Genomic DNA, 22,212 nt, shown 5'->3' with positions numbered 1-22,212 from the left:
AGGAGATATCCAGGGCGGGTGACGGCAGACCCGAATCGCACATCCGGAGCCAGTCTGGTGCTGTATAAAGACGACATGTTCAGATATATATCCAGAAAAAGAAATGGGCATGCGGAGACGGTCGGGACCGAATCCTTTACATGGAAAACCATACTTTTCCTGAATAAATTCCGTCTACGATATAATAGTTGATTTATACAAAACCGTCATGTGATGGAAATTTACCCGCAGGCGCACGTATAGTTCCATTTTATGTTTCTGATGATTATTTTTCATGGATCTGAATGGCAACCGCGGGACCTGCGGACAACCGCCGATGCGCTGAGGCATCGGCGTGTCGGCATCCCGAAACAGGTCTCCGCGCACACGCACGAAGACCTGCATGAACGCGATGCTCAGAGGCGCCGTTCCGGGTGGCGGGCACCCATCCTACAGGGCCGGTTAACCGGCTGCCGCCGGCCTTTGCGTCTCCAGGGCGGCAACACGTTCCCGCACCAGCGGGATCAGGTCGCGGCCGTACAGTTCGGCATCGGCCAGGGGTTCGAAACCACGGATCAGGAAATTGCCGATGCCAAGCTTGTAATATTCCACAAGGGCATCGGCGACCTGCTCGGCGGTGCCGACCAGGCCGGTGGAATTGCCCGCCGCGCCGGTCAACTGGGCGACGCCCGTCCACAACCGCGCGTCCCGCCGCAGGGCCGAGGCGGTGTCCAGAAGACGCCGCGACCCGTCATTGGGCGGCCGGTGCCCGCTCGTCGGCAGTCCCGCTTTCTCCCGGTTCGCCCGCACCTGCTCCACGATCTGGTCCGCGCGCTTCCACGCGGCGTCCTCGGTGTCGGCAATGACGGGGCGCAGGGACAGGGAAAAGCCGATTGTACGGCCATGACGCGCCGCCGACGCACGGACACGGGCAATGATCTCGCGCGTCGCATCCAGCGTCTCGCCCCAGGTCGCGTAGACATCCGCGTGCCGTCCCGCCACGTCGATCGCTTCCGCCGAGGTGCCTCCGAAAAACACGGGCAGGTTGTCGGGCCGCACGTCGCTGCTGGCCTGGCGGATATGATAGAATCTGCCATCGTGATCGAACGGCTTCGCCGCCGACCATTCCTGGCGAAGAATGCCCAGATATTCGTCGCTCCGCGCATAACGCTCGGCCTTCGTCGTGCCGACATCGCCGTCACGCGCCATTTCCTCATCGGCGCCGCCGGTGATGATATGCACCGCGACCCGACCCTCGGAAAGCTGGTCCAGCGTCGCCAACTGGCGGGCCGCCAGCGTGGGTTGCGTAAAGCCGGGCCGGTGCGCCACCAGGAAGCCGAGCCGGCTCGTGCGGGCCGCGCCAAAGGCCGCGACAATCTGGCCCTCCGGCGAATTGGAGCCGAACGGAATCAGGACGCGGTCGAACCCACCATCCTCCTGGGTCCGAAGGGCCTTGTTCACATAGTCGCGGTCCAGCGCACGCTCGCGGACACCCGCGTGGATCTCCGACCTGTTATTGAAACCGATGTAGCCTATGAAATTCACCGGCATGGCGTTTTCCCCCGCTCATCTGGAAATTTGCAGACCCGTCCTTATCGAAGATGCGAACGGTCCTGTCATACGAGGAAACATCAACCGTCAGTTCACCGCCGGTCAGCGATCCGCCCGGGCGCGCCGGGCATCGGGTTATTGCCGCCCCCCTCCGTTCATGTTCGCAGGGCCGTGCGCCAGAACCGCTTGAAGAACTCCATCGTGGCCAGCACTACGGCATTGGCAAGCACGCAATAGGCCAGGTCCTGGGGCGCCACCGTCCCCAGACGGAACAATCCGCGCAGCGGGGGCACCAGCAGGATCAGGGCCAGCAGGCCGATATCCACCCCGAGAATGAGCAGCAGCGTCCGGTTCGGCCGCAGAAACGCCCGCAGCAGCGAGGTACTGAACGACCGGTTAATCAGGATCAGCGTGATGTCCCCCAGGACCAGCGTCACCAGCACCAGCGCCCGCGCCTCGGCCTCGGGCATGCCGCGCCGGACGCACATGAACAGGATGGCCGCCGCAGCCAGAAGCACCGCAGCACCCTGAACCAGGCTCCATGCGATCAGCGAGGGGGAAAAGAGGGCCGCGCCCGGGTCGCGTGGCCGTCGCGTCATCAGGTCGCGCTCCTCCGGTTCGGCCTCGAACGCGATGGAGCAGATCGGATCGACGATGATTTCCAGAAAGGCGATGTGCACCGGCATCAGGATCAACGGCAGGCCGGACAGCAGCGGCAGGATGGCCAGACCCGCGATCGGGACGTGGATCGCCATCACGAACCCCATCGCCTTGTGGATATTGTCGTAGATCCGCCGACCAAGGCGGATGGTCTGAACGATGGACCCGAAATCGTCCCGCAGCAGGACGATGGCGCTGGCCTCGCGCGCCACGTCGCTTCCGCGCCCGCCCATCGCGATGCCGATATCCGCGGCCTTCAGCGCCGGGGCGTCATTGACGCCGTCGCCCGTCATGGCCACGACGTCGCCTGTGCGGCGCAGGGCCCGCACGATCCGCAGCTTCTGGTCCGGCCGGATGCGGGCGAAGACATTGACGCTGCGTACCTGCGCCACCAGGGCGTCGTCGGTCATCCGCGCCAGATCGTCACCGCTGAGGATGGCGCTGGTCTCGATCCCGGCCTCGTCGGCGATCGCGCGCGCGGTCGTCGGGTAGTCGCCGGTAATCATGACGACCCGAATCCCCGCCGACCGGCATTCCCCCACCGCACGCGGCACCGTGGCGCGCAGGGGGTCGGACAGCCCCACCAGCCCCAGAAACTCCAGCGCCAGGTCCCGCTGCGACACGGGCAGCGGTTCGACCGCGCCGACGGCCTGTGCAATTCCCAGAACCCGCATGCCGCGCGCCGCCATGTCGTCGGTGGCCTGCCGCAAGGCCGCCCGCCGAACGGGGTCGAGGCGGCAGAGGTCCGCGACAGCCTCCGGCGCGCCCTTCGTCGCAACCAGCAGGCTACCGTCGGCCTGGCGCCACACGTTGGACATGGCCAGCACGTCCGACCCGAACGGGTAGTCCCGGACCAGATCGCCCCCGTCCATCGCCGCATCGCCCGCCGGATGCTGCCCCGCCAGGGCGTGGAAGGCCTTTTCCATCGGATCGAACGGGTCCGGCGGGCAGGCAAGCTGGCCGATGCGGATCATCCGGTCCGTCGGCGCGTCGCCGGCCGGCACGGCATCGCCCCGCAGGTCGACCACCGCCGCCCCCGCCCGCAATTCCACGATGGTCATCCGGTTCTCGGTCAATGTGCCGGTCTTGTCCGTGCACAGCACGGTGGCCGAGCCCAGGCTTTCGATCGCCGACGCCCGGCGGGTCAGAACCCCCGCTTTGGTGATGCGCCACGCGCCCATGACCAGAAACACCGTCAGGACAAGGGGCAGTTCCTCGGGCAGCAGCGACATGCTGAGTGCGACGCCTCCCAGCAGCGCCTCCAGCCACGCCCCCCGCAACGCCCCGTCCAGCACCGTGAACAGCGCGCTGACGCCCAGGCCGATGATCGCCAGGCCCTTGGCCAGCCGATTGGTCTGCCGGGCCAGACGCGGGGCCTCGCGCTCGATGCCCTCCAGCGTCTTGCCGATCTTCCCGATTTCACTGCGCGCGCCGGTGGCGATCACCTCGGCGATGCTCTGCCCCCGCACGACCAGCGTGCCGGCGAACACGAATGCCGATTCCTCGCCACCCGGCGCAACCGGCGTGGCGGGTCCACCACCGGAAGGGCGCTTGCGTACCGGGACCGATTCCCCGGTCAGCAGCGATTCGTCCGTCTCGAACACCTGCCCGGACAGCAGGACCGCATCCGCCGGAATCCGGTCGCCTTCGGACAGCACCACCACATCCCCGCGCACCACGTCCCGCCCTGCGATGCGCTGGCGCTGGCCGTCCCGGATGACCAGCGCCCGTGGGCTCGTCAGGTCGCGCAGGGCCTCCAGCACGCGCTCGCTGCGCGCTTCCTGGATGACGGTAATCAGGACCGAGGCCGACGCCAGCCCGACGATCAGCAGCGCCTCGCTGCGCTCGCCCAGCAGCAGATAGATCCCGCCGGCCGCCAGCAGCATCAGGAACATCGGTTCCTTCAGGACCTCGCGCACGATGCGCCACGCGGTGCGGTGCCCGGCATGCGGCAGTTCGTTCGGCCCCTCCCGCTTCAGCCGCAGGGCGGCTTCCGACCCGGCGAGTCCTCGGTAGTCGGAGAACGCGTCCATCTGCCTTCCTCCCGGCGCCCGATGCGCCGTCGCAGACCTTCAACCCGGATCGGGGCAAAAAGTACCCGATCCGGGCCGGAACGCATCTCCGCCCCTACGACTGACGCCGGTTGCCCGTCAGGTTGAGCAGCATGACAAACAGGTTGATGAAGTCGAGATACAGCGAAAGCGCACCCATCAGCGCCGCCTTCGCCAGATCTCCAGCCGCGCCGATCGTCAGGTAGACATGCTTGATCCGCTGTGTGTCGAACGCCGTCAGGCCGGTGAACACCAGCACGCCGACCACCGAAATCACGAACTGCAGCATGCTGGAGCCCAGGAACAGATTGACCAGGCTGGCCAGGATCAGCCCGATCAGGCCCATAATCATGAACGCGCCGACGGCGGTCAGATCCCGCTTGGTGCGGTAGCCATACAGGCTCATGGCCGCGAAGGTGCCGGCGGTGATGAAGAAGACCCGTGCGATGCTGGTGCCGGTATAGACCAGGAAAATCCCGGCCAGCGACAGACCCATGATCGCCGCGAAGCCCCAGAAGACCAGCTGCGCGGTCCCCAGGCGCATCTTTTCGATACGGAAGCTCAGGAACAGCACCGCCGCCAGGGGCGACAGCATCACCAGCCACATCCACGGCGTGGCGACGATCTGCTGGTAGAAGCCGGTCGCGACGGCGAAATAGGCGACAAGGCCGGTGAGGACCAGCCCCGCCGACATATAGTTGTAGACCGACAGCATATAGCGTCGCAGGCCGGCGTCGAACGGGACGGCAAGCCCGGCGGGCCGGAACGACGGCCCAGGATAGGCATTAAAGGCCATGACACATCTCCCTTTCCGGGAGTTCAGTGTGTGGATGTTGGCGAAAGGCCCATCCACTGCGGATGACGCGCTTCAATCCAGCGCAGAAGCCGGCCGGTCAGGCGCCGCACGGGCGGCAGGTCCTCGGCCAGAAGCAACACCCCAAGCGGCAGCATCCAGAACCCGAAAACCGGCAGCAGGGCAAACACGCTGCCCGCGACCAGCAGAACACCCGCGGGAATGCGGACCCATCGCGCCACCGGCCGGCGCAGCCAGCGCACCGCCGGTTGCAGCCCTGCGGGCAGACGCCGGATCAGAAGTTCGATCCGCCTCTCGCGTTCGCTGTCGTAGTGCGAACCCTCGTCGAAATCCTGGACATCCATCGGCCCGGCTCCTCGCCTGCCAGGGCGGTTCGCGGACCGTGTGGCCCGGCCACCTCTCCCCGGCAGAGACGACATGTGCATGCCCCCGGCCGCCTGCAAGGCGGTTCTGCGTCGTCGCGATTACGCGATGGGGTTCACGTCATGGCGGGCGTCGGCGCGTTCTCCGCGATCAGTTTTTTCTGTTTCAGCTCGGCCCAGAATCCCGGCGGAATCGCCACTTCCATCGACCGGGCATTGGCCTGCATCTGCGCGGCGTTTCGCGCGCCGGGGACGATGGCGGCGACCGTGGGGTGGGCGGCCGCGAATTGCAGGGCGGCCGTCCGCAGGTCGATGCCGTGGCGCGCCGCGATGGCGCTGATCCGGGCGCGCTTGCGGGGCATGCCCTCGGGGATGGTGCCGCGATAATCGTAGCGGTCGCGCCCGGCCAGATAGCCCGCGTTCAACGGCGCGCCCACCACGGCAGAGATCCCGCGCCCGGCCAGCGCCGGCAGCGTATGGTCCAGCGCCTCGTCATGACGCAGCAGCGAATATTGCGTGGCCAGCAGGAAAATATCGGGGTCGCCGGCCTCGATCGCCTTCAGGGCCGGCTGGGGGGTGTTCACGCCGAAGCCCCAGGCCCGGATGATCCCTTCCTCGCGCATTCGGGTCAGCGCCGGCATGGCGCCCTTGGCGGCGACGTCGAAATACTCCGTCCAGCGCGCGCCCATGTCGCCGTTATCGGGCGAGATGTCATGGATGTACACGATGTCGAGGCGTGAGATACCCAGCCGTTGCAGGCTGTCCTCGATCGAGCGCCGCACGCCGTCCGCCGTGTAATCGTAGCGATAGGCGAAAGGCGACGGTTCTTTCCACAGCTTCACCGCCGGAGGGTGCGTGCTCGCCGTCAGCAGCCGGCCGACCTTGGTGGACAGCACGAATTCGTCACGCGGGCGGGTATGCAGGAAATGGCCGAAGCGGCGCTCGCTCAGGCCCAGCCCGTACCAGGGCGACGTATCGAAATAGCGGACGCCCGCCGCCCATGCGGCCTCCAGCGCCGCTTCGGCATCCGCGTCGGTGCCGGGGGCGAAGCCGTTGCCGATCGGCACCCCGCCCAGGCCGATCCGCGTCGGCGGACGAAAGCGCTGGCCCGGCTGGGGCGCATTGGCCGGCATGGTCGTGCCCGTCACGCGGCCCAGCGTGGGCATGACATCGCCCGCGTGGCCCCCGTCCTGGGCATGGGCCTGCCGCGCCAGCAACGCGGCGGCGCCCATGGTGGAAAGGGCAAGCATATTCCGTCTTGTCGGCATGATCGGTTCCCCGGCTGGAGTTTTCGGCAGACGGGCAGCGATCGCACGGCAATCCGGTTCCCGACGCATGCGACGCGGCCCGTCTGCCGAAAACACCAGCCTGCCGCGCCGGAATGCCGGAATCCAGCCACGGGACCAGACGTCCGCCCGCCGATTAACTCACGACATCGTGCATCACGAGGCCCGGCTGCGGGCCCGGCGCACGGTATAGGCCGACGCCGAGATCAGCGCCGTTCCCATCATCCCGCCCACGGCCTTGACGGCGGCGTCGGGCAGGCCCGCATCCCGGCCGGGGATCGCAAGCTGGCCCAGTTCCAGCGCGATGCTCCCTACGACGACCCCCGCCGCGATCCAGCCCCGATGTCGCGGGTAAGCAACGGCAAAGACGGCCCCGAGAACGAAATAGGCCGCAAACCGTTCGGTCTGCGGATGCCCGGTCTGCGGCCGGTCCCTCAGCGGGCCGAGCGTCACGAACACGATAAACAGCGTCAGCCCCATGGCGGCAACCTGGCACAACCGTCTCATCTTGCGTCCCGCACCTCATTTTTTGTGGCCCGATGGTTCGGATCAGGTGTCAACGAACCAGATTAGCATGGTTTGCGGCGATCCGGGGGCGCTCCAACCCGTTCCACCGCAAAGCAAAAAATAAGGAACGATATATTTCAATTGTTTCTATTTATGCCATTCCGGGCGACGCCTACTGTCCAGGCAACGACGACGCGGCCCACGACACCCCGAGGCGCCCCGTTCCGTGCCCTGTCCACATCACGAAGGAACGCCCCCATGCCCACGATCACGACCCGCGACGGCACCGACCTCTATTACAAGGACTGGGGCGCCGGCCAGCCCGTCCTGTTCAGCCACGGCTGGCCGCTCAGCGCGGATATGTGGGACTATCAGATGCTGTTCCTGGCGCAGCACGGCTATCGCGTCATCGCGTTCGACCGGCGCGGCTTCGGCCGCTCCGCCCAGCCCTGGAACGGGTACGATTACGACACCTTCGCCGACGATATCAGCGACCTGATCGAACGGCTGGACCTCACGAACGTGGTGCTGGTCGGGTTTTCGATGGGCGGCGGGGATATCGTGCGCTACATCGCCCGCCACGGCAGCGGCCGGGTGGCCGGGCTGGCGCTGCTGGGGGCGGTGACGCCGCTATTCATGAAAACGCCCGACCACCCCGCCGGCCCCGACCGCGCGGTATTCGACGGCATCCGCGCCGGGCTGCTGGCCGACCGCGCGCAGTTCCTGGCCGATTTCAGCCCCATCTTCTACGGCGCCAACCACGGCACGGCGGTGTCGCAGGCGGTGTTCGACCAGACGCTGCAGATCGCCCTCACCGCCTCGATCAAGGGCACGATCGACTGCGTCACCGCCTTTTCCGAAACCGATTTCCGCCCCGACATGGCGAAAATCGACGTGCCGACACTGGTGCTGCACGGCGACGACGACCAGGTGGTGCCGTTCGAGGCCACCGGCAAGCTGGCCGCCGAGATGATCGCGGGGGCGACGCTCAAGCTCTATCCCGGCGCGCCGCACGCCTTCCCCCTGACCCACAAGGATCAGGTCAACGCCGATCTGCTGGCCTTCCTGCGGGGGTGAGCGGAGGCAGGGCGGCCGTGAGCCTTACCCTCCGTCGGGTCAATATATGCCGAAATGGTCCCGATAACGCCAAAAACATGCAGCACCACATTCGAGGCGCATCAGGGCACCCTCGGCTATCGCCTTCGCGCGTCGCGGATCTTCCGCGACCAGGGGGCCGATAATCTCCGTGTTCCACGTCGCGGAATGGCGGACATCCAGGACGGCATGCAGGTCGAAATAATGCCGGTCATCCGGCCCCACGCCCAGGCGCTTCAGCCCGGCGGCGACCAGTGCCGCCCTGCCCGGCGCGGTCAATTCAATCACGCCCAGCGCGCCGATCGCGTGAAACGCCAGATGCCGGTTGGATGCGAGACCAGCCATGGTGTTGGCCAGGGCGAGCGATTGCCACACCGTCGTCTCCGGCCGGGGCTCCAGTCCCAGGGCATGGACCAGATGCTCCAGCATCGGCCCATGCATGCCGGGTTCGCGGCCATGACCCATCTCGTCCCAGTAATTCCGCGCCAGTTCGAGCTTGGGCCGCGTCGGCATACGCACCTGCACCAGGGCCGTCAGGTCCTCGAAACCAGCCTCGCCCGCGGCTTCCTGTTCGAGGAACCAGCACATGGCCTCACGCGGCGCCTCATGGGCCAGCCAGGAAAAGAGACGGTCCCCCTGACCGGGACCGGTCCGTTCCAGCCCCTCGAACCACGAGACGAATGCCACCGGGTCTTCCGGCGCCAACGCAACGGCAGGCGCGACCCGCGCGCGCATCGCCCGCAAAAAGCGCGCCTCATCTTCCAGCAGACGACGAAGGTCCAGTCCGGCGGTCTCATCATCCTCGGGCAAACATGGCGTCAGGCGCGCGCGATTCAGCATCGCCAGACCCAGATGGAGGCTCCGTTGCGTCTGCTCGACGGTATCGGCGGACAGGTTTTCGTTCATCGGTGCCGTCACCGTCCTACTTCCGTGTCACCGTCAGGCAGATCACCGCAATGCGCTCCGCAACGGACAAGGGGCTCTCCTCCAGTTCCTCGCCAAAGACATCGGGATCGAGTTCGACGGCCTCCCAGATAAAATCCGCGCGGCCCAGCAGGGATGCGACGCCCTGCAGGAACGGATTGTCTCCGCCAACGATGGCGGTGCCTGTGTAGAGGAGTAACGTTCCCCCACGCGCCAGACGCTCCATGGCCGTCCTGACGATCGCCAATGACAGTCCCTCGCCCAGCCTGCCGCCGCCGTTTCGGTATAGGCGGCGTCGGGGATCGGGCAGATAAGGCGGGTTGGACACGATCAGGTCGAATGCGCCCGAAACATCCGACAGAAGGTCGCTCTGCCGCGCCAGAATGCCGTCGACGCCGGCCAGGGCCGCGTTGATGCGCGCCAGGCGCAGCGCGGCCGGATTGATATCGACCATCACCGTTTCGGCCGCCGGGTCATGCTGCGCGATCAGGATCGCGCCCAGCCCCGTGCCGCAGCCGATATCGACCGCCCGCCCGGGCGGCGGGGCACCACGGAGATGCGCCGTCAGCACGGCGCCGAACCGATAGCTGTCGGGGCCGAAGAACACGGCGTCCGCCGCCTCGGTCGGAAAGGAGGAGTGAAAGAACCCGTTGCCGCCCAGCGTCGAGAACCGGAAGCGACTGCGCCAGGCCCCACTGTCCGCGACCAGCATGCCCGCCGCCATCGCCTGTTCAAAGAGCGGCGCGGGCAGCACATCCTGCCGGAACGGTCGGCTCCAGCCGAAAACATCCACGAGATTTCCAGCCCATTCATTGCCTGGCCGCGCATTCACACGTCGCTGGGTTTCGGGCGTTGGACAAACAAATCTGTATCCCGCTCGCAACAGCGTGATCCCCACCTGTCGCATTGCCCAATCCGGATTCGAATTACGGGAGATAGGCTGTTCCATCATGAGGTCTCAACGCAGCACGACGGACGCCTGTTCCCGCCAACCCATCAGTCCGCCCGGCTTCGGCGCAATAGAACGGCTGCCGAAACCGATATTATGCATCCCGCTCGTCATGCAGTGGCTGTGGCTGGGACTTCGTTACCGCAGCCTGACACTGCCATCGGTCGTCAACCCGGCGATCGAGACCGGAGGACTGGCGGGAGAATCAAAACATGCCTGCCTGGCCCGGATCGGCCCGGAATATGCGCCATGGGTCGCCCGGACCATTCTCGTCTCTCCCGGGGACGTCCATCGGGTGGGCGCCATCGCGGGCACATTGGGCTTCCCGCTGATCGCCAAGCCCGACATTGGCTGGTGCGGTTACGGCGTCAGGCGGATCAACGATGCTGGTGAACTGGCACAATACATCGCGGCCTTTCCATCCCGCGCCGGCTTCCTGTTGCAGGAATTTGTTCCCGGACCCTTCGAAGCCGGCCTGTTTTACATGCGCGGCCCCACCGAGACCCACGGCCACCTGATCGGGCTCGCCATTCGCCACCCGCCACAGGTCACCGGCGACGGGGTTCGCTCCATTGCCGAACTGATGCGCGCAGATCCACGGCTCTTTCCCCTGATGGCGCACTACAGGACGGCTCTTCCCGCAGGCCGCCTGGACCATGTCCCGCCAAGCGGTGAAATGGTCATCCTCGGCACGGCCGCCTCCCTGCGGGTCGGGGGGCGCTATGAAAACGCCATGCGGCTGAACACCCCCACCCTTGAGGGTATTGTCGACGCCATTGCCCGATCGATGAACGGCTTTTATTTCGGTCGCCTCGACGTGCGATTCAGCAGCGAGGACGCCCTGCGACAGGGACAATTCCAGATCATCGAGGTCAACGGCGCCGGATCGGAAGCCATTCAGTTCTGGGACCCGACGCTAAGCCTGGCGGGCGCATATCGCGGCGTCTTTGCCAAGCAGAAGACATTGTTCGCACTGGCGGCCGACATGCGGGCCACCGGCCGGATCCCGATCGGCGCGGCGGCTCTGTGCCGCGCGTGGTGGGGACAATTGCGATTGATGCGGCGCTATCCCCCGTCGAATTAGCTGCCTTCAGGGCAGACCCCTGATGCGTGCCGATGGCGATCGGACTCATGCCTCGCGGTCCGTCGCGGTCACTCCGTCAGTTTCTTTCGGATCGCCAGTAATTCCTGGTGACGTTCCGCGCTCACTTTTGGATACGACATCTTGAGCTCATCGAAAGCATCCAGGACGATTTGCGAAACAATCAGTCGCGTGTTTTCCTTGTCGTCAGCGGGAACTATATACCATGGCGAGTCTTGTGTGGTTGTCGCACCGAGGCAGTCCTCATAAGCCTCCATATAGTGGTCCCAGAACTTCCGCTCCTCGATATCGGCCGTGCTGAACTTCCAGTTCTTTTCCACATCGTCGATGCGTTCGAGGAAGCGCTTGCGCTGCTCGTCCTTCGACAGATGGAGGAAGAACTTTATGATCCGCGTTCCGTTTTCGTGAAGGTGGCGTTCCAGATTCACGATCGAACGGTAGCGGCGACGCCAGATCTTCCTGTCTTCTTTCGGCGCGTCGGGAAGCCCTTCACTGCCGAGAATATTGCGATGGACACGGACAATCAGCACCTCCTCGTAATAGGACCGATTGAAAATGCCGATCCGTCCGCGCTCGGGGAGGTCGCGGGTCGTACGCCACAGGAAGTCATGCTGCAGTTCCATCGGGCTGGGATGCTTGAAACTGAAAACCTGGCACCCTTGCGGGTTGACGCCCGACATGACGTGCCTGATCGCACCATCCTTCCCCGCCGCATCCATGGCCTGAAAGATCAGCAGGATGGCATGGCGATTGGACGCATAGAGAAGCTGCTGCCGTTCACTGAGACATTCGACATGAGCCTTTAAAATGTTCTGGTATTGTTCTTTCGATTTGTAGACAGGATCAATCAGGGTCGGCCACTTCCGAAGGTTGACTTCGTCGCCCTCGCGCACCCGAAAATCGTCGGAATGAATGGTCATCGTCATTTCCCTCGTCGGGCAAGCTCCCTTCAAGGTGGGCCGTGAGTCCTCCGATGGCAAGCATCGAGGCACGGCAGAGCGTTCCGTCATCGCGCTTCGGCCAGGACAGCGCGACGCCGGTCTTTCAAAGTCGCATGGACGGGTTCGTGACAAACTGCTCCTCTGGACCAGGCGGGCCAGGAGGCGACCGCTGAAAAGCAGAAGGAACCGACCTTCGGCATGACGCTTCCGACGAAAACCCCGGCCGCCGACCCGCTTGCAAGGTTCGCCCCCGCGACCCGCGCGTGGTTCGAAGCCGCGTTCGCGTCTCCGACCGCGGCGCAGGCGGCAGCCTGGACTGTCATCGGCGCCGGGGACAGCGCGCTGGTGATCGCGCCGACCGGCTCGGGCAAGACCCTGGCCGCGTTCCTGCATGCGATCGACCGGCTTTTCCGCGAGCGCGAGGCGGAAGCCGCCGCCGGGACACCACCCGACTCGACGAAATCCCCAACGAAATCAGGGGCCAGGGCGGTGACACGCGTTCTCTACATCTCGCCGATCAAGGCGCTCGGCGCCGACGTGCAGCGCAATCTGCGCCTCCCGCTCCATGGCGTGGGGGTGGAGCGGAAGCGGCGCGGGGACGCGCCCGTCGAGATCACCGTGGGCATGCGTACCGGCGATACGCCTTCGGCGGAACGGGCGGGGCTGCTGCGCCGCCCTCCCGACATTCTCATCACCACGCCCGAGTCCCTCTATCTGATGCTGACCTCGAGGGCGCGCGAGACGTTGCGTGGCGTGAACGCCGTGATCGTCGACGAGGTCCACGCGGTGGCCGGCACCAAGCGCGGCGCGCATCTGGTGCTGAGCCTGGAGCGTCTGGACGCGCTGCTGGCGACGCCGGCCCAGCGGATCGGGTTGTCGGCGACCGTGCGTCCGGTCGATCGGGTGGCGCAATTCCTGGGGGGAGCACGGCCGGTCACGGTCGTGAATCCGCCCTCCAGCCGCCGGCTCGACCTGAAGATCGTGGTGCCGGTCGAGGACATGAGCGACCTTGCGGCAACCGGCGGTCAGCCCGGCGACGGGGAACGGAGCGCACGGAGCGGCTCGATCTGGCCTCATGTCGAAGCCAGCATCCTCGACAAGATCCTGGGCCGGCGCGCCACGATCGTCTTCGCCAATTCGCGCGGCCTTGCCGAAAAACTCACGGCAAGGCTCAACGAACTCTACGCCGAGCGATTGGCGCAGGACGCGCCGCCCGCACCGGACGCCGGGCCGCCCCTCCATTACGCATCGGTCTCCGGGGGCACCGAACAGCGGTCGATGGGCGCGCCGCCGCTGCTCGCGCGGTCCCATCATGGCTCGGTCTCGAAGGAGCAGCGCCGCGAGATCGAAAGCGCCCTCAAGGCCGGCGCGCTCCGCTGCGTTGTCGCGACGTCGAGCCTGGAACTCGGCATCGACATGGGGCTGGTCGATCTGGTGATCCAGGTCGCGGCCCCCCCTTCGGTGGCGAGCGGCCTGCAACGGGTGGGCCGCGCCGGCCATCAGGTCGGCGGCGCCTCGTCCGGGCTGGTCTACCCGCGCACGCGGCGCGACCTGGTCGATGCCACCGTGACCGTCGAATCCATGCGCGCCGGCCGCATCGAGGCGATCGACCCGCCGCGCAACCCGCTCGACGTGCTGGCGCAGCAGACGGTGGCGGCGGTCGCCGTCTCGCCCCTCGCCGTCGAGGACTGGTATGCGATGGTGCGGCGCGCCGCCCCTTTCAGCACCCTGCCACGCGGCGCGTTCGATGCGACGCTCGACATGCTCGCCGGGCGCTATCCATCCGATGACTTCGCCGCGTTCCGCCCGCGCCTGGTCTGGAACCGCGAGGCCGGGCTTTTGACGCCGCGTCCCGGCGCCTTGCAGCTTGCCGTCACCAGCGGCGGCACCATCCCCGACCGGGGACTGTTCGCCGTCGTCCTCCCCGAGGGCGAGGAGCGGGCCGGATCGCGCCGCGTGGGCGAACTCGATGAGGAGATGGTCTACGAATCCCGGGTGAACGACATCATCACACTCGGCACGACGTCCTGGCGCATCGAACAGATCACCAACGACCAGGTCATCGTGACGCCGGCGCCAGGCCGCTCCGCCCGGCTGCCTTTCTGGCACGGCGACGGCGTGCGGCGGCCCGCCGAACTGGGGGAGGCGATCGGCGCCTTCCTGGCCGCGCTCGACGCCGGAACGCGCGAGGAAACCCCAGACGGCGATACCCTCCCCCGGCCGGAGGCACGGCTGCGGGCGGCGGGGCTGGACACGAACGCGATCGCCAACATGCGCGCCCTCATCGACGAACAGCGCGCGGCGACCGGGGTGCTGCCGACCGATCGGACCCTGGTGGTCGAACGCTGCCGCGACGAGGCCGGCGACTGGCGGGTCATCCTGCACTCGCCCTACGGACGCCGCGTGCATGATCCCTGGGCGCTGGCGATCGCGGCCCGGGTCCGGCGCCGGTTCGGGATCGACCCTTCGGTGGTGGCCAGCGACGACGGCATCGTCGCCCGCCTGCCCGACACCGCCGGACGGGTACCGGGCGCGGACCTGTTCACCTTCGACCCGGACAAACTCCGAGGCATCGTGACGGAGGCCGTGGGCGGCTCGGCCCTGTTCGCCGCCCGCTTTCGGGAATGCGCCGCCCGCGCGCTGCTTCTGCCGCGCCGCGCCCCCGGCCACCGCTCCCCGCTGTGGCAACAGCGGCTGCGTGCCGGCCAGTTGCTGGAAATCGTGCGGGACCATCCGGATTTTCCGATCCTGGTCGAAACCGCCCGCGAATGCCTGCAGGACGTCTACGACCTCGCCGCACTCGACAGTCTGGCGCGCCGCCTCGCGGACGGCGCGATCCGGATCGTGGAGGTGACAACCGAAATTCCGTCGCCCTTCGCGGCGGACCTCCTGTTCGGTTACGTGGCCGAATTCATGTATGCGACGGACGCGCCGATCGCCGAACGACGCGCCTCGGTCCTGTCCCTGGACAGCGGGCTGCTCGCCGACCTTCTCGGCGAGGCCGATCTCGGCACGCTTCTCGATCCCGTGGTCATCGACCAGGTCGAGAGTGAGCTGCAGCGTCTGGCGCCGGCCTACCGGGCGAAGGGGCAGGAGGGTGTGGCCGATCTCGTGCGCGAACTCGGCCCGCTATCGGCCGAGGAGGTCGCGCGGCGCCTCGCGGACGGCGACGCCGAAGCCGGTCTCGCCGCACTCGCAACCGCGCGCCGCGTCATCCGGGTGACGATCGCAGGCCGGCCATGCTGGGCCGCCGTCGAGGACGCCGCCCGGCTGCGCGATGCGCTCGGCATAACGCCGCCGGCCCGCCTGCCCGACGTCTTCGGGCAGCCGGTCGCCGATCCGCTCCGCGATCTGGTCGCGCGATACGCACGCACCCATGGGCCGTTCACGACGAACGAGGTCGCGGTCCGTTTCGGTCTCGGCGTCACGGTTGCCGACGCGGCGCTGGAACGGCTGCGCGCGCAGGGCAAGCTGCTCAAGGGGAATTTCGGCGCCGAACGCCGGCTGGAAGCACGGGACGATGCCACCGGCCCCGATTCCCTGACACGCAATCCCCTGATGCGTAATCCCTTGGCGCGCCACGAATGGGTGGCCGACGACGTGTTCCGGCGCCTCCGGCTGCGCTCGCTGCAGGCCGCGCGCGAGGCGACCCGCCCCGCCCGCAGGGACGCCTATATCCGCCTGCTGCTGGAGCGCCACGGCCTTACGGCGGGGGGAGCGCTCACCGGCATCGACGCCGTCGCCCGCGTCGTCGAGCAACTCGCCGGCATGCCTTTGCCGGCCTCGGTGTGGGAGAACCAGATCCTGCGGGCCCGCGTGCACAACTACAGCCCGGCCATGCTGGACGAGCTGATCGCCACCGGCGCAGTGCTGTGGTGCGGCCATGGCAAGCTCGGCGGGGAAGACGGTCTGGTCTCCCTGCATCCGCGGGAATTCGCCGCCGAGACCCTGCCGCCCCTGGCGGATGCCGAAGACAGGGCGGCCCTGTCGCCGCTTCAGCGATCGCTCCTCGACCTTCTCGCCGATGGGGGCGCCTATTTCGCACGCCAGCTTGCGACATTGGCGCCCGCCCGCCTGGCGGAAGGACCGGCGGGGGCGTGGGACGGCGGTTCCCTGCTGCCGGTGTCCGAACTCGACGCGGCGCTCTGGGGCCTGGCGTGGGCCGGCTATGTCACCAGCGACAGCTGGTCGCCGCTGCGCGCGCGCTCGGGCGCGCCCCAACGTCCCCGCCCGATTCACCTGTCGCGGCGGCGCAGGGGCCTTCGCGGATTCTCCTCGTTCGCGCAACCGAGGACAACCGGCGCTTCGACATCCGGCGCGCGGGGCGATCCGACCCTGGCGGGCCGCTGGTCGCTGCTGCCCCGCGAACCGGCCAGCGACACCGCCCGCGCGCTGGCACTGGTCGAGGGGCTTCTTGACCGTTACGGCATCGTCACGCGCGGCGCGGCCGTCGCGGAAGACGTGCCGGGGGGCTTCCCCGCGCTCCAGCCGATTTTGCGAAGCATGGAGGATGCCGGACAGATATTGCGCGGCCGCTTCGTCGAAGGGCTGGGGGCCTCCCAGTTCGCGGAACGCGCGACCGTCGACCGGTTGCGCGAACTCGCGGACACGCGCTCCGCCGATCCCGTGCCGGCGGCGCTTTCGGCCGGCGATCCGGCCAACCCCTTCGGGACGATCCTGCCCTGGCCGCCGCACCCCTCCACGATCCGTCCGACGCGCCGCGGCGGCGCGTTCGTCGTGATCGCGGGCGAACGCCTCATGTTCTATCTTACGCAAGGCGGACGTACCCTGCTGACGTATGTCGATGCGGATGCCGACATGCTCCGCAGCGGCCTGGACGCGCTTGCCGCCGCGCTGAGGCGCGAGAAGCATCTCATATTCACGCTTGAAATGGTTGACGACCGCCCCGTGAGGATGACGCGCCTGGACGCCGCCCTGCGCGCCTGCGGTTTCTCAATGGTGCCGAAGGGCCTGAGCTGGCATCAGTAGCGCGGCGACAGGAAGTGTCGCCACGGACAAGAGGAGAAAGGCCGAATTGGCGCAGCTGTGCTCCACGGAACGGCGAATCATCGGTCACGCCCCATCGCCGCATGAAAGGCGTCCCGACGCGCGTCAAGCCACCCCATGCTGACCGGAACAACGGCGGCGATGCTGATCGCGCTGATGCTGGATGGTGCACTCGGCTGGCCGCACGGTCTGTACGCGCGCATCGGCCATCCGGTGACATGGCTAGGCGCGCTGATCGGCGCGGGCGATCGCCGCCTCAACCGCGAAAAGGCCGGCGACCTTTCTCGCCGCATCACCGGTGTGGTCCTGGCAGGGGCCGTAATCGCTCTGGCGGCCGGCATGGCGCTGGCAATATCCCGGCTGCTACCCGGAGGCCGAGCCGGGTTGATCCTGACCGCGATACTGGCGTGGCCGCTGGTGGCGGCGCGTTCCCTGCATGACCATGTCACCGCCGTCGCCAGGCCGCTGGCCGCCGGCGACCTTGCCGGTGCGCGCAAGGCCGTATCCATGATCGTCGGTCGCAATCCGACCCTGCTGGATGGTGCCGGAATCGCGCGCGCGGCAGCGGAAAGCCTCGCCGAAAACGCCTCGGACGGCATCGTCGCCCCGTTATTCTGGGGAATGCTGCTGGGGCTGCCCGGCATTGCCGCCTACAAGGCGATCAACACGATGGATTCGATGATCGGCCATCGCACGCCCCGTCACGAGGCCTTCGGCTGGGCGGCGGCCCGGATCGACGATGTGGCCAACCTTGTCCCGGCGCGGCTGACCGGGCTGCTGTTCGCGCTTGCCTCGGCCCGGCCCGCGACAGCCTTGACGATCATGCTGCGCGACGCCCGCTCTCACCGCTCGCCCAACGCCGGCTGGCCCGAAGCCGCCTTTGCCGGCGCGCTCGGCATTCGCCTCTCGGGGCCGCGCACCTATGCCGATCGCATTGCCCAGGAACCATGGCTCAACGGCGACGCACCGGACCCGCAGCCGGGCGACCTTGCCCGCGGGCTGGCCTTGTATCGCCGGGCAATGGTGATGCTGGCCGCCATCATGGCCCTGATCGTCCTGATGACGGGGAGACCATGAGGCGCCGCAACGCTAACCGCCCCTATCGCGCCGCCGCCAGCAGCCCGGCAACATCGCAATGCGCTTCAAGGTGGTCGGCCAGCGCGTCAAGGACGGCCTCCACCCCCGCACCATAGTCCAGCGTCGAGGGCGCCGCGCCCAACTGGCGCAGGAACGCACCGCGAAACGCATCGCCGGCGAACATGCCATGAAGGTAGCTACCCATGATCCGCCCGTTCGCGGAAAGGGCGCCTTCCGGCACGCCCGCGACATGGGCAAACGGGCGGCAACGGGCCTCGCCCGTGGTTTCGCCGATATGGATTTCATAGCCCGTCATCGGCGCGCCGCTGGGCGCATGCACGGCGTCCACCCGCGAGAGATGCTTGTCCGGCCGCATCGTCGTGACAAGGTCCAGCAGGCCCAGGCCGGGCACATCGCCGGCCGCGCCCTCCAGCCCCAGCGGATCGCGGATGATGCGGCCCAGCATCTGATAGCCGCCGCAAATGCCCAGCACATGGCCGCCGCGCCGCACATGGGCATGGATGTCGATATCCCAGCCCTGGGCGCGCAGCCAGGCGAGGTCCGCGAGGGTGGATTTGGTTCCCGGCAGAATGACCAGGTCGGTATCGCCGGGGATGGCCTGCCCCGCGCCGATCATGCCGAGCGTGACCGCCGGCTCCTGCGCCAGCGGGTCGAGATCGTCGAAATTGGCGATGCGCGACAGGACCGGCACCGCCACCCGCAATGGACCAGTCCCGGCGGTCCGGCGCAGATCCAGCGCATCCTCCGCCGGCAGCCGGGCGGCATCGGCAAAATACGGCACCACGCCAAAACCCCGCCAGCCGGTGCGCTGGCCGATCAGGGCATAGCCGTCGTCGAACAGGGACGGATCGCCGCGAAAACGGTTGACCAGAAACCCCACCACCTGCGCGGCATCGGCCGCGTCCAGCACCACCCGGGTCCCGACGATCTGGGCGATCACCCCGCCCCGGTCGATATCCCCCACCAGGATGACGGGCACATCCGCCGCCCGCGCGAAACCCATGTTGGCGATATCGCCGGCGCGCAGGTTCACCTCGGCCGGGCTGCCCGCGCCTTCGACGATGACGATGTCGGCGGCCTGCCGCAGCCGCGCGAAACTCTCCAGCACCGGCGCCAGCAGCCGGGGCTTGAGCCGGGCATACTCCCGCGCCCGCGCCGTGGCGACGCGCCGCCCCTGCACGATCACCTGCGATCCCGTTTCCGATTCCGGCTTCAGCAAAACGGGGTTCATGTCGGTATGGGCCGCGCGACCGCAGGCCAGGGCCTGGAGCGCCTGCGCCCGGCCGATCTCTCCGCCGTCCTCGGTCACCGCCGCGTTGTTCGACATGTTCTGCGGCTTGAACGGCGCCACCGACAGCCCCCGCCGCAGGGCCGCCCGGCACAGGCCCGCCACCAGCAACGATTTGCCGACGTTGGAGCCGGTGCCCTGGATCATCAGCGCGCGCATGGGTCCGCTCCGGCCCCTAGAATTCAACCCCGGCCTGCGCCTTGATCCCCGCGCGGAACGGATGTTTGACCAGCGTCATCTCCGTCACCAGATCCGCATATTCGATCAGTTCCGGCTTCGCGTTGCGCCCGGTCAGCACGACATGGGTCAGCGGCGGCTTTTCCGCGCGCAGGAAGGCCAGCACCTCGTCGAGGTCGAGATAGTCGTAGCGCAGCGCGATATTGATCTCGTCCAGCAGCACCATGCGAATCTCGGGATCGCGGATCAGTTCCTTGGCCTTTTCCCACCCCTTGCGCGCCGCGGCGATATCGCGCGCCTTGTCCTGGGTTTCCCAGGTAAAGCCCTCGCCCATCGCGTGGAACTGGCACAGATCGGCAAAATTGGCCTCGATCAGCCGGCGTTCCCCGGTGTCCCACGCCCCCTTGATGAACTGGACCACCGCGCAGGGCATGCCATGGGCGATGCAGCGCAGGATCATCCCGAAACCGGACGAGGATTTCCCCTTCCCCGCCCCGGTATGGACGATCACCAGCCCCTTGTCCCCCTGCTTGGAGGCCATGATCCTGTCGCGCGCGGCCTTTTTCCTGGCCATTTTCCCGGCATGGCGAACAGTATCGTCCAGGCTGTTCCCGTCCTGATCGGTCGCAAGGGTCATGAGGGGCTCCATCGCTTGACATAAGGGGCGCATTGCCGCAACAGCCGGTCTGTTGGTTCCGCTCTATAGACGTATCTGTGGAGAGGCTAAGAGGGAATGTGACAGGGCCTGCCTTGCCAAGGGCCGACCCAGGCACAGCCGCCCCCGCGACCGTTACCGGAAAGATCGCCCAATGCCACTGACGCATCGTCGGGAAGGGTGGGCGATCGCTGGGGAAACCCTGGATCCGCGAGCCGGGAGACCTGCCAGCAGACGATACAACGGGCAGCCGGGGTGTGCTGCAACCGGCTGGACGCTCCCCGTTGCCCGGTCGCGGCACGGGGTCGGCCGCGGGCGCCCCGGTTGCGAAACAGGGCTGGGGACATGAACGCGACACTCTTCGTCTGTACGACCTGCCGCGCGGGTGAACCGGCCGTGGACGGACAACCCGTGCCGGGCGCCCGCCTGTACGCCGCACTGGCAGCCGAACCCGCGCCCGAAGGCCTCACCATCACGCCGGTGGAATGCCTGTCGGCCTGCACCAACGGCTGCGCGGTGGCGCTGAGCGCGCCCGGCTGCTGGAGCTATGTCTATGGCCGTCTCGGCGAAGGGGACGTGCCCGATATCCTGGCCGGCGCCGCAGCCTATGCCGCCACCCCCGACGGCCTGGTGCCCTGGCGCGAGCGCCCGCAGATTTTCCGCAAGCAGAGCCTTGCCCGCATCCCCCCGCAGGAGCGCTGAAATGACCGTCCGGACCGACCTCGCGAAAATTCCCGTCACCATCATCACCGGTTTCCTCGGCGCCGGCAAGACGACGCTCATCCGTCACCTGATGGCCAACCCGCAGGGGCGACGTCTGGCTGTGCTGGTCAATGAATTCGGCACGCTGGGCGTGGACGGCGACATCCTCAAATCCTGCGCCGACGAGAACTGCCCGGCGGAGAACATCCTCGAACTGGCCAATGGCTGCATCTGCTGCACCGTGGCCGACGATTTCATCCCCACGGTCGAACGGCTGATGGCCCTGCCGCAGCGGCCCGACCACATCCTCATCGAAACCTCCGGCCTGGCGCTGCCCAAACCGCTGCTCAAGGCCTTTGACTGGCCGAGCATCCGTTCGCGCATCACGGTGGACGGCGTCATCACCCTGGCCGACGCCGAAGCGGTGGCCGAGGGCCGCTTCGCCCCCGATCCGGCGGCCGTGGACGCGCAGCGCCTGGCGGATGACAGCCTGGATCACGACACCCCGCTGGCCAAGGTGTTCGAGGACCAGCTTTCCTGCGCCGACATCGTGCTGCTGTCCAAGGCCGACCTGGTGGACGCAGCATGCCTCGACCGCGCGCGCGCGGCGATCGCCGAGATCGCGCCCCGCCCGCTGCCGATCCTGCCGATGCGCGACGGCCTGATCGACCCGCAGCTCATCCTCGGCGTGGGGGCCGCGGCGGAAGACGACCTCGCCGCCCGCCCGTCGCACCACGACGGTCACGATGACCATGAGCACGAGGATTTCGACAGCGTCGTCATCGACCTGCCGGAAATCGCCGACCCCGAAGCGCTGGCCGAGGCCGTCCGCACCCTCGCCCGCGAGCAGCATATCCTGCGCGTGAAGGGCTATGTCGCCATCGGCGGCAAGCCGATGCGGATGTTGCTGCAGGCGGTGGGCGAGCGGGTGCGGACCCAGTACGACCGCCCCTGGGGCACGCAGCCGCGCCAGACCCGGCTGGTGGTCATCGCCGAGCACGACCATGTCGATGCCCAGGCGATCCATGCCGTGCTGGCGGGCCGGGCCGCGCCGCAGGGATAAC

The 22,212-nt window shown here is 67.5% G+C and carries 17 protein-coding genes and 1 riboswitch; of the genes, 6 read left to right on the top strand and 11 right to left on the bottom strand.

What is annotated here, in order from left to right; genetic code table 11:
* Nucleotides 1–441: 441 nt before the first annotated feature.
* The 6 genes from HLH21_RS02920 to HLH21_RS02895 form a co-directional block, all read right to left on the bottom strand.
* The gene (locus HLH21_RS02920) at nucleotides 442–1,530 is read right to left on the bottom strand and encodes an LLM class flavin-dependent oxidoreductase (RefSeq protein WP_182941031.1); all 1,089 of its coding nucleotides are present in this window, start codon (nucleotides 1,528–1,530) and stop codon (nucleotides 442–444) included.
* A 155-nt stretch (nucleotides 1,531–1,685) separates the two neighbouring features.
* Entirely contained in the window at nucleotides 1,686–4,223 is a 2,538-nt protein-coding gene (locus HLH21_RS02915) for a cation-translocating P-type ATPase (protein WP_182941028.1), read from the bottom strand.
* Between the two features lie 94 nt (nucleotides 4,224–4,317).
* Nucleotides 4,318–5,037 (bottom strand): Bax inhibitor-1/YccA family protein, encoded by a 720-nt coding sequence (locus HLH21_RS02910; protein ID WP_182941025.1) that lies wholly within the window; start codon nucleotides 5,035–5,037, stop codon nucleotides 4,318–4,320.
* Between the two features lie 23 nt (nucleotides 5,038–5,060).
* Nucleotides 5,061–5,399, bottom strand: a complete 339-nt coding sequence (locus HLH21_RS02905) for a hypothetical protein (RefSeq protein WP_182941022.1) — start codon at nucleotides 5,397–5,399, stop codon at nucleotides 5,061–5,063.
* Between the two features lie 134 nt (nucleotides 5,400–5,533).
* Entirely contained in the window at nucleotides 5,534–6,667 is a 1,134-nt protein-coding gene (locus HLH21_RS02900; RefSeq protein ID WP_246379101.1) for an aldo/keto reductase, read from the bottom strand.
* Nucleotides 6,668–6,859: 192 nt separating this feature from the next.
* Nucleotides 6,860–7,210: a VanZ family protein gene (locus HLH21_RS02895; protein ID WP_182941015.1), complete on the bottom strand. Its 351-nt coding sequence runs from the start codon at nucleotides 7,208–7,210 to the stop codon at nucleotides 6,860–6,862.
* A gap of 258 nt (nucleotides 7,211–7,468) precedes the next feature.
* Between HLH21_RS02895 and HLH21_RS02890 the strand changes: the two genes are divergently transcribed.
* Nucleotides 7,469–8,287 (top strand): alpha/beta fold hydrolase, encoded by an 819-nt coding sequence (locus HLH21_RS02890; protein WP_182941012.1) that lies wholly within the window; start codon nucleotides 7,469–7,471, stop codon nucleotides 8,285–8,287.
* Between the two features lie 39 nt (nucleotides 8,288–8,326).
* On the opposite strand, the gene HLH21_RS02885 is transcribed toward HLH21_RS02890, so the two are convergent.
* A complete protein-coding gene (locus HLH21_RS02885; RefSeq protein WP_182941343.1) occupies nucleotides 8,327–9,211 on the bottom strand; it encodes an iron-containing redox enzyme family protein in 885 nt (294 codons plus the stop codon).
* Nucleotides 9,212–9,227: 16 nt separating this feature from the next.
* Nucleotides 9,228–10,022, bottom strand: coding sequence for a class I SAM-dependent methyltransferase (locus HLH21_RS02880; protein WP_264811882.1), 795 nt, complete (start codon nucleotides 10,020–10,022; stop codon nucleotides 9,228–9,230).
* A gap of 268 nt (nucleotides 10,023–10,290) precedes the next feature.
* On the opposite strand from HLH21_RS02880, the gene HLH21_RS02875 reads away from it, so the two are divergent.
* Nucleotides 10,291–11,262 (top strand): ATP-grasp domain-containing protein, encoded by a 972-nt coding sequence (locus tag HLH21_RS02875; RefSeq protein ID WP_246379098.1) that lies wholly within the window; start codon nucleotides 10,291–10,293, stop codon nucleotides 11,260–11,262.
* 68 nt (nucleotides 11,263–11,330) lie between these two features.
* Here HLH21_RS02875 and HLH21_RS02870 read toward each other — a convergent pair whose 3' ends face one another.
* The gene (locus tag HLH21_RS02870) at nucleotides 11,331–12,200 is read right to left on the bottom strand and encodes an ADP-polyphosphate phosphotransferase (protein ID WP_182941006.1); all 870 of its coding nucleotides are present in this window, start codon (nucleotides 12,198–12,200) and stop codon (nucleotides 11,331–11,333) included.
* Nucleotides 12,201–12,419: 219 nt separating this feature from the next.
* On the opposite strand from HLH21_RS02870, the gene HLH21_RS02865 reads away from it, so the two are divergent.
* Nucleotides 12,420–17,210, top strand: a complete 4,791-nt coding sequence (locus HLH21_RS02865) for an ATP-dependent helicase (protein WP_182941002.1) — start codon at nucleotides 12,420–12,422, stop codon at nucleotides 17,208–17,210.
* Nucleotides 17,211–17,369: 159 nt separating this feature from the next.
* The gene (gene cbiB / locus HLH21_RS02860; protein WP_182940998.1) at nucleotides 17,370–18,305 is read left to right on the top strand and encodes an adenosylcobinamide-phosphate synthase CbiB; all 936 of its coding nucleotides are present in this window, start codon (nucleotides 17,370–17,372) and stop codon (nucleotides 18,303–18,305) included.
* Nucleotides 18,306–18,327: 22 nt separating this feature from the next.
* Here the strand turns inward: cbiB and HLH21_RS02855 are convergent, their stop codons facing one another.
* Nucleotides 18,328–19,773 carry a cobyric acid synthase gene (locus HLH21_RS02855; protein WP_182940995.1) on the bottom strand — a complete coding sequence of 482 codons (1,446 nt, stop codon included), beginning with the start codon at nucleotides 19,771–19,773 and terminating at the stop codon, nucleotides 18,328–18,330.
* 16 nt (nucleotides 19,774–19,789) lie between these two features.
* A complete protein-coding gene (gene cobO / locus HLH21_RS02850; RefSeq protein WP_182940992.1) occupies nucleotides 19,790–20,428 on the bottom strand; it encodes a cob(I)yrinic acid a,c-diamide adenosyltransferase in 639 nt (212 codons plus the stop codon).
* 36 nt (nucleotides 20,429–20,464) lie between these two features.
* Nucleotides 20,465–20,692, top strand: a riboswitch (cobalamin riboswitch).
* A gap of 99 nt (nucleotides 20,693–20,791) precedes the next feature.
* Here cobO and HLH21_RS02845 point away from each other — a divergent pair.
* Both HLH21_RS02845 and cobW read left to right on the top strand, forming a co-directional pair.
* A complete protein-coding gene (locus HLH21_RS02845; protein ID WP_182940989.1) occupies nucleotides 20,792–21,148 on the top strand; it encodes a DUF1636 family protein in 357 nt (118 codons plus the stop codon).
* A gap of 1 nt (nucleotide 21,149) precedes the next feature.
* Complete coding sequence (gene cobW, locus HLH21_RS02840; RefSeq protein ID WP_182940986.1) at nucleotides 21,150–22,211, top strand: cobalamin biosynthesis protein CobW; 1,062 nt, start codon at nucleotides 21,150–21,152, stop codon at nucleotides 22,209–22,211.
* Nucleotide 22,212 lies beyond the last annotated feature (1 nt).

Source organism: Gluconacetobacter johannae (assembly GCF_014174305.1).
GTDB lineage: Bacteria > Pseudomonadota > Alphaproteobacteria > Acetobacterales > Acetobacteraceae > Gluconacetobacter > Gluconacetobacter johannae.
The sequence above is the reverse complement of the archived record's forward strand: the minus strand, read 5'-3'. Positions and strand labels throughout refer to the sequence as shown.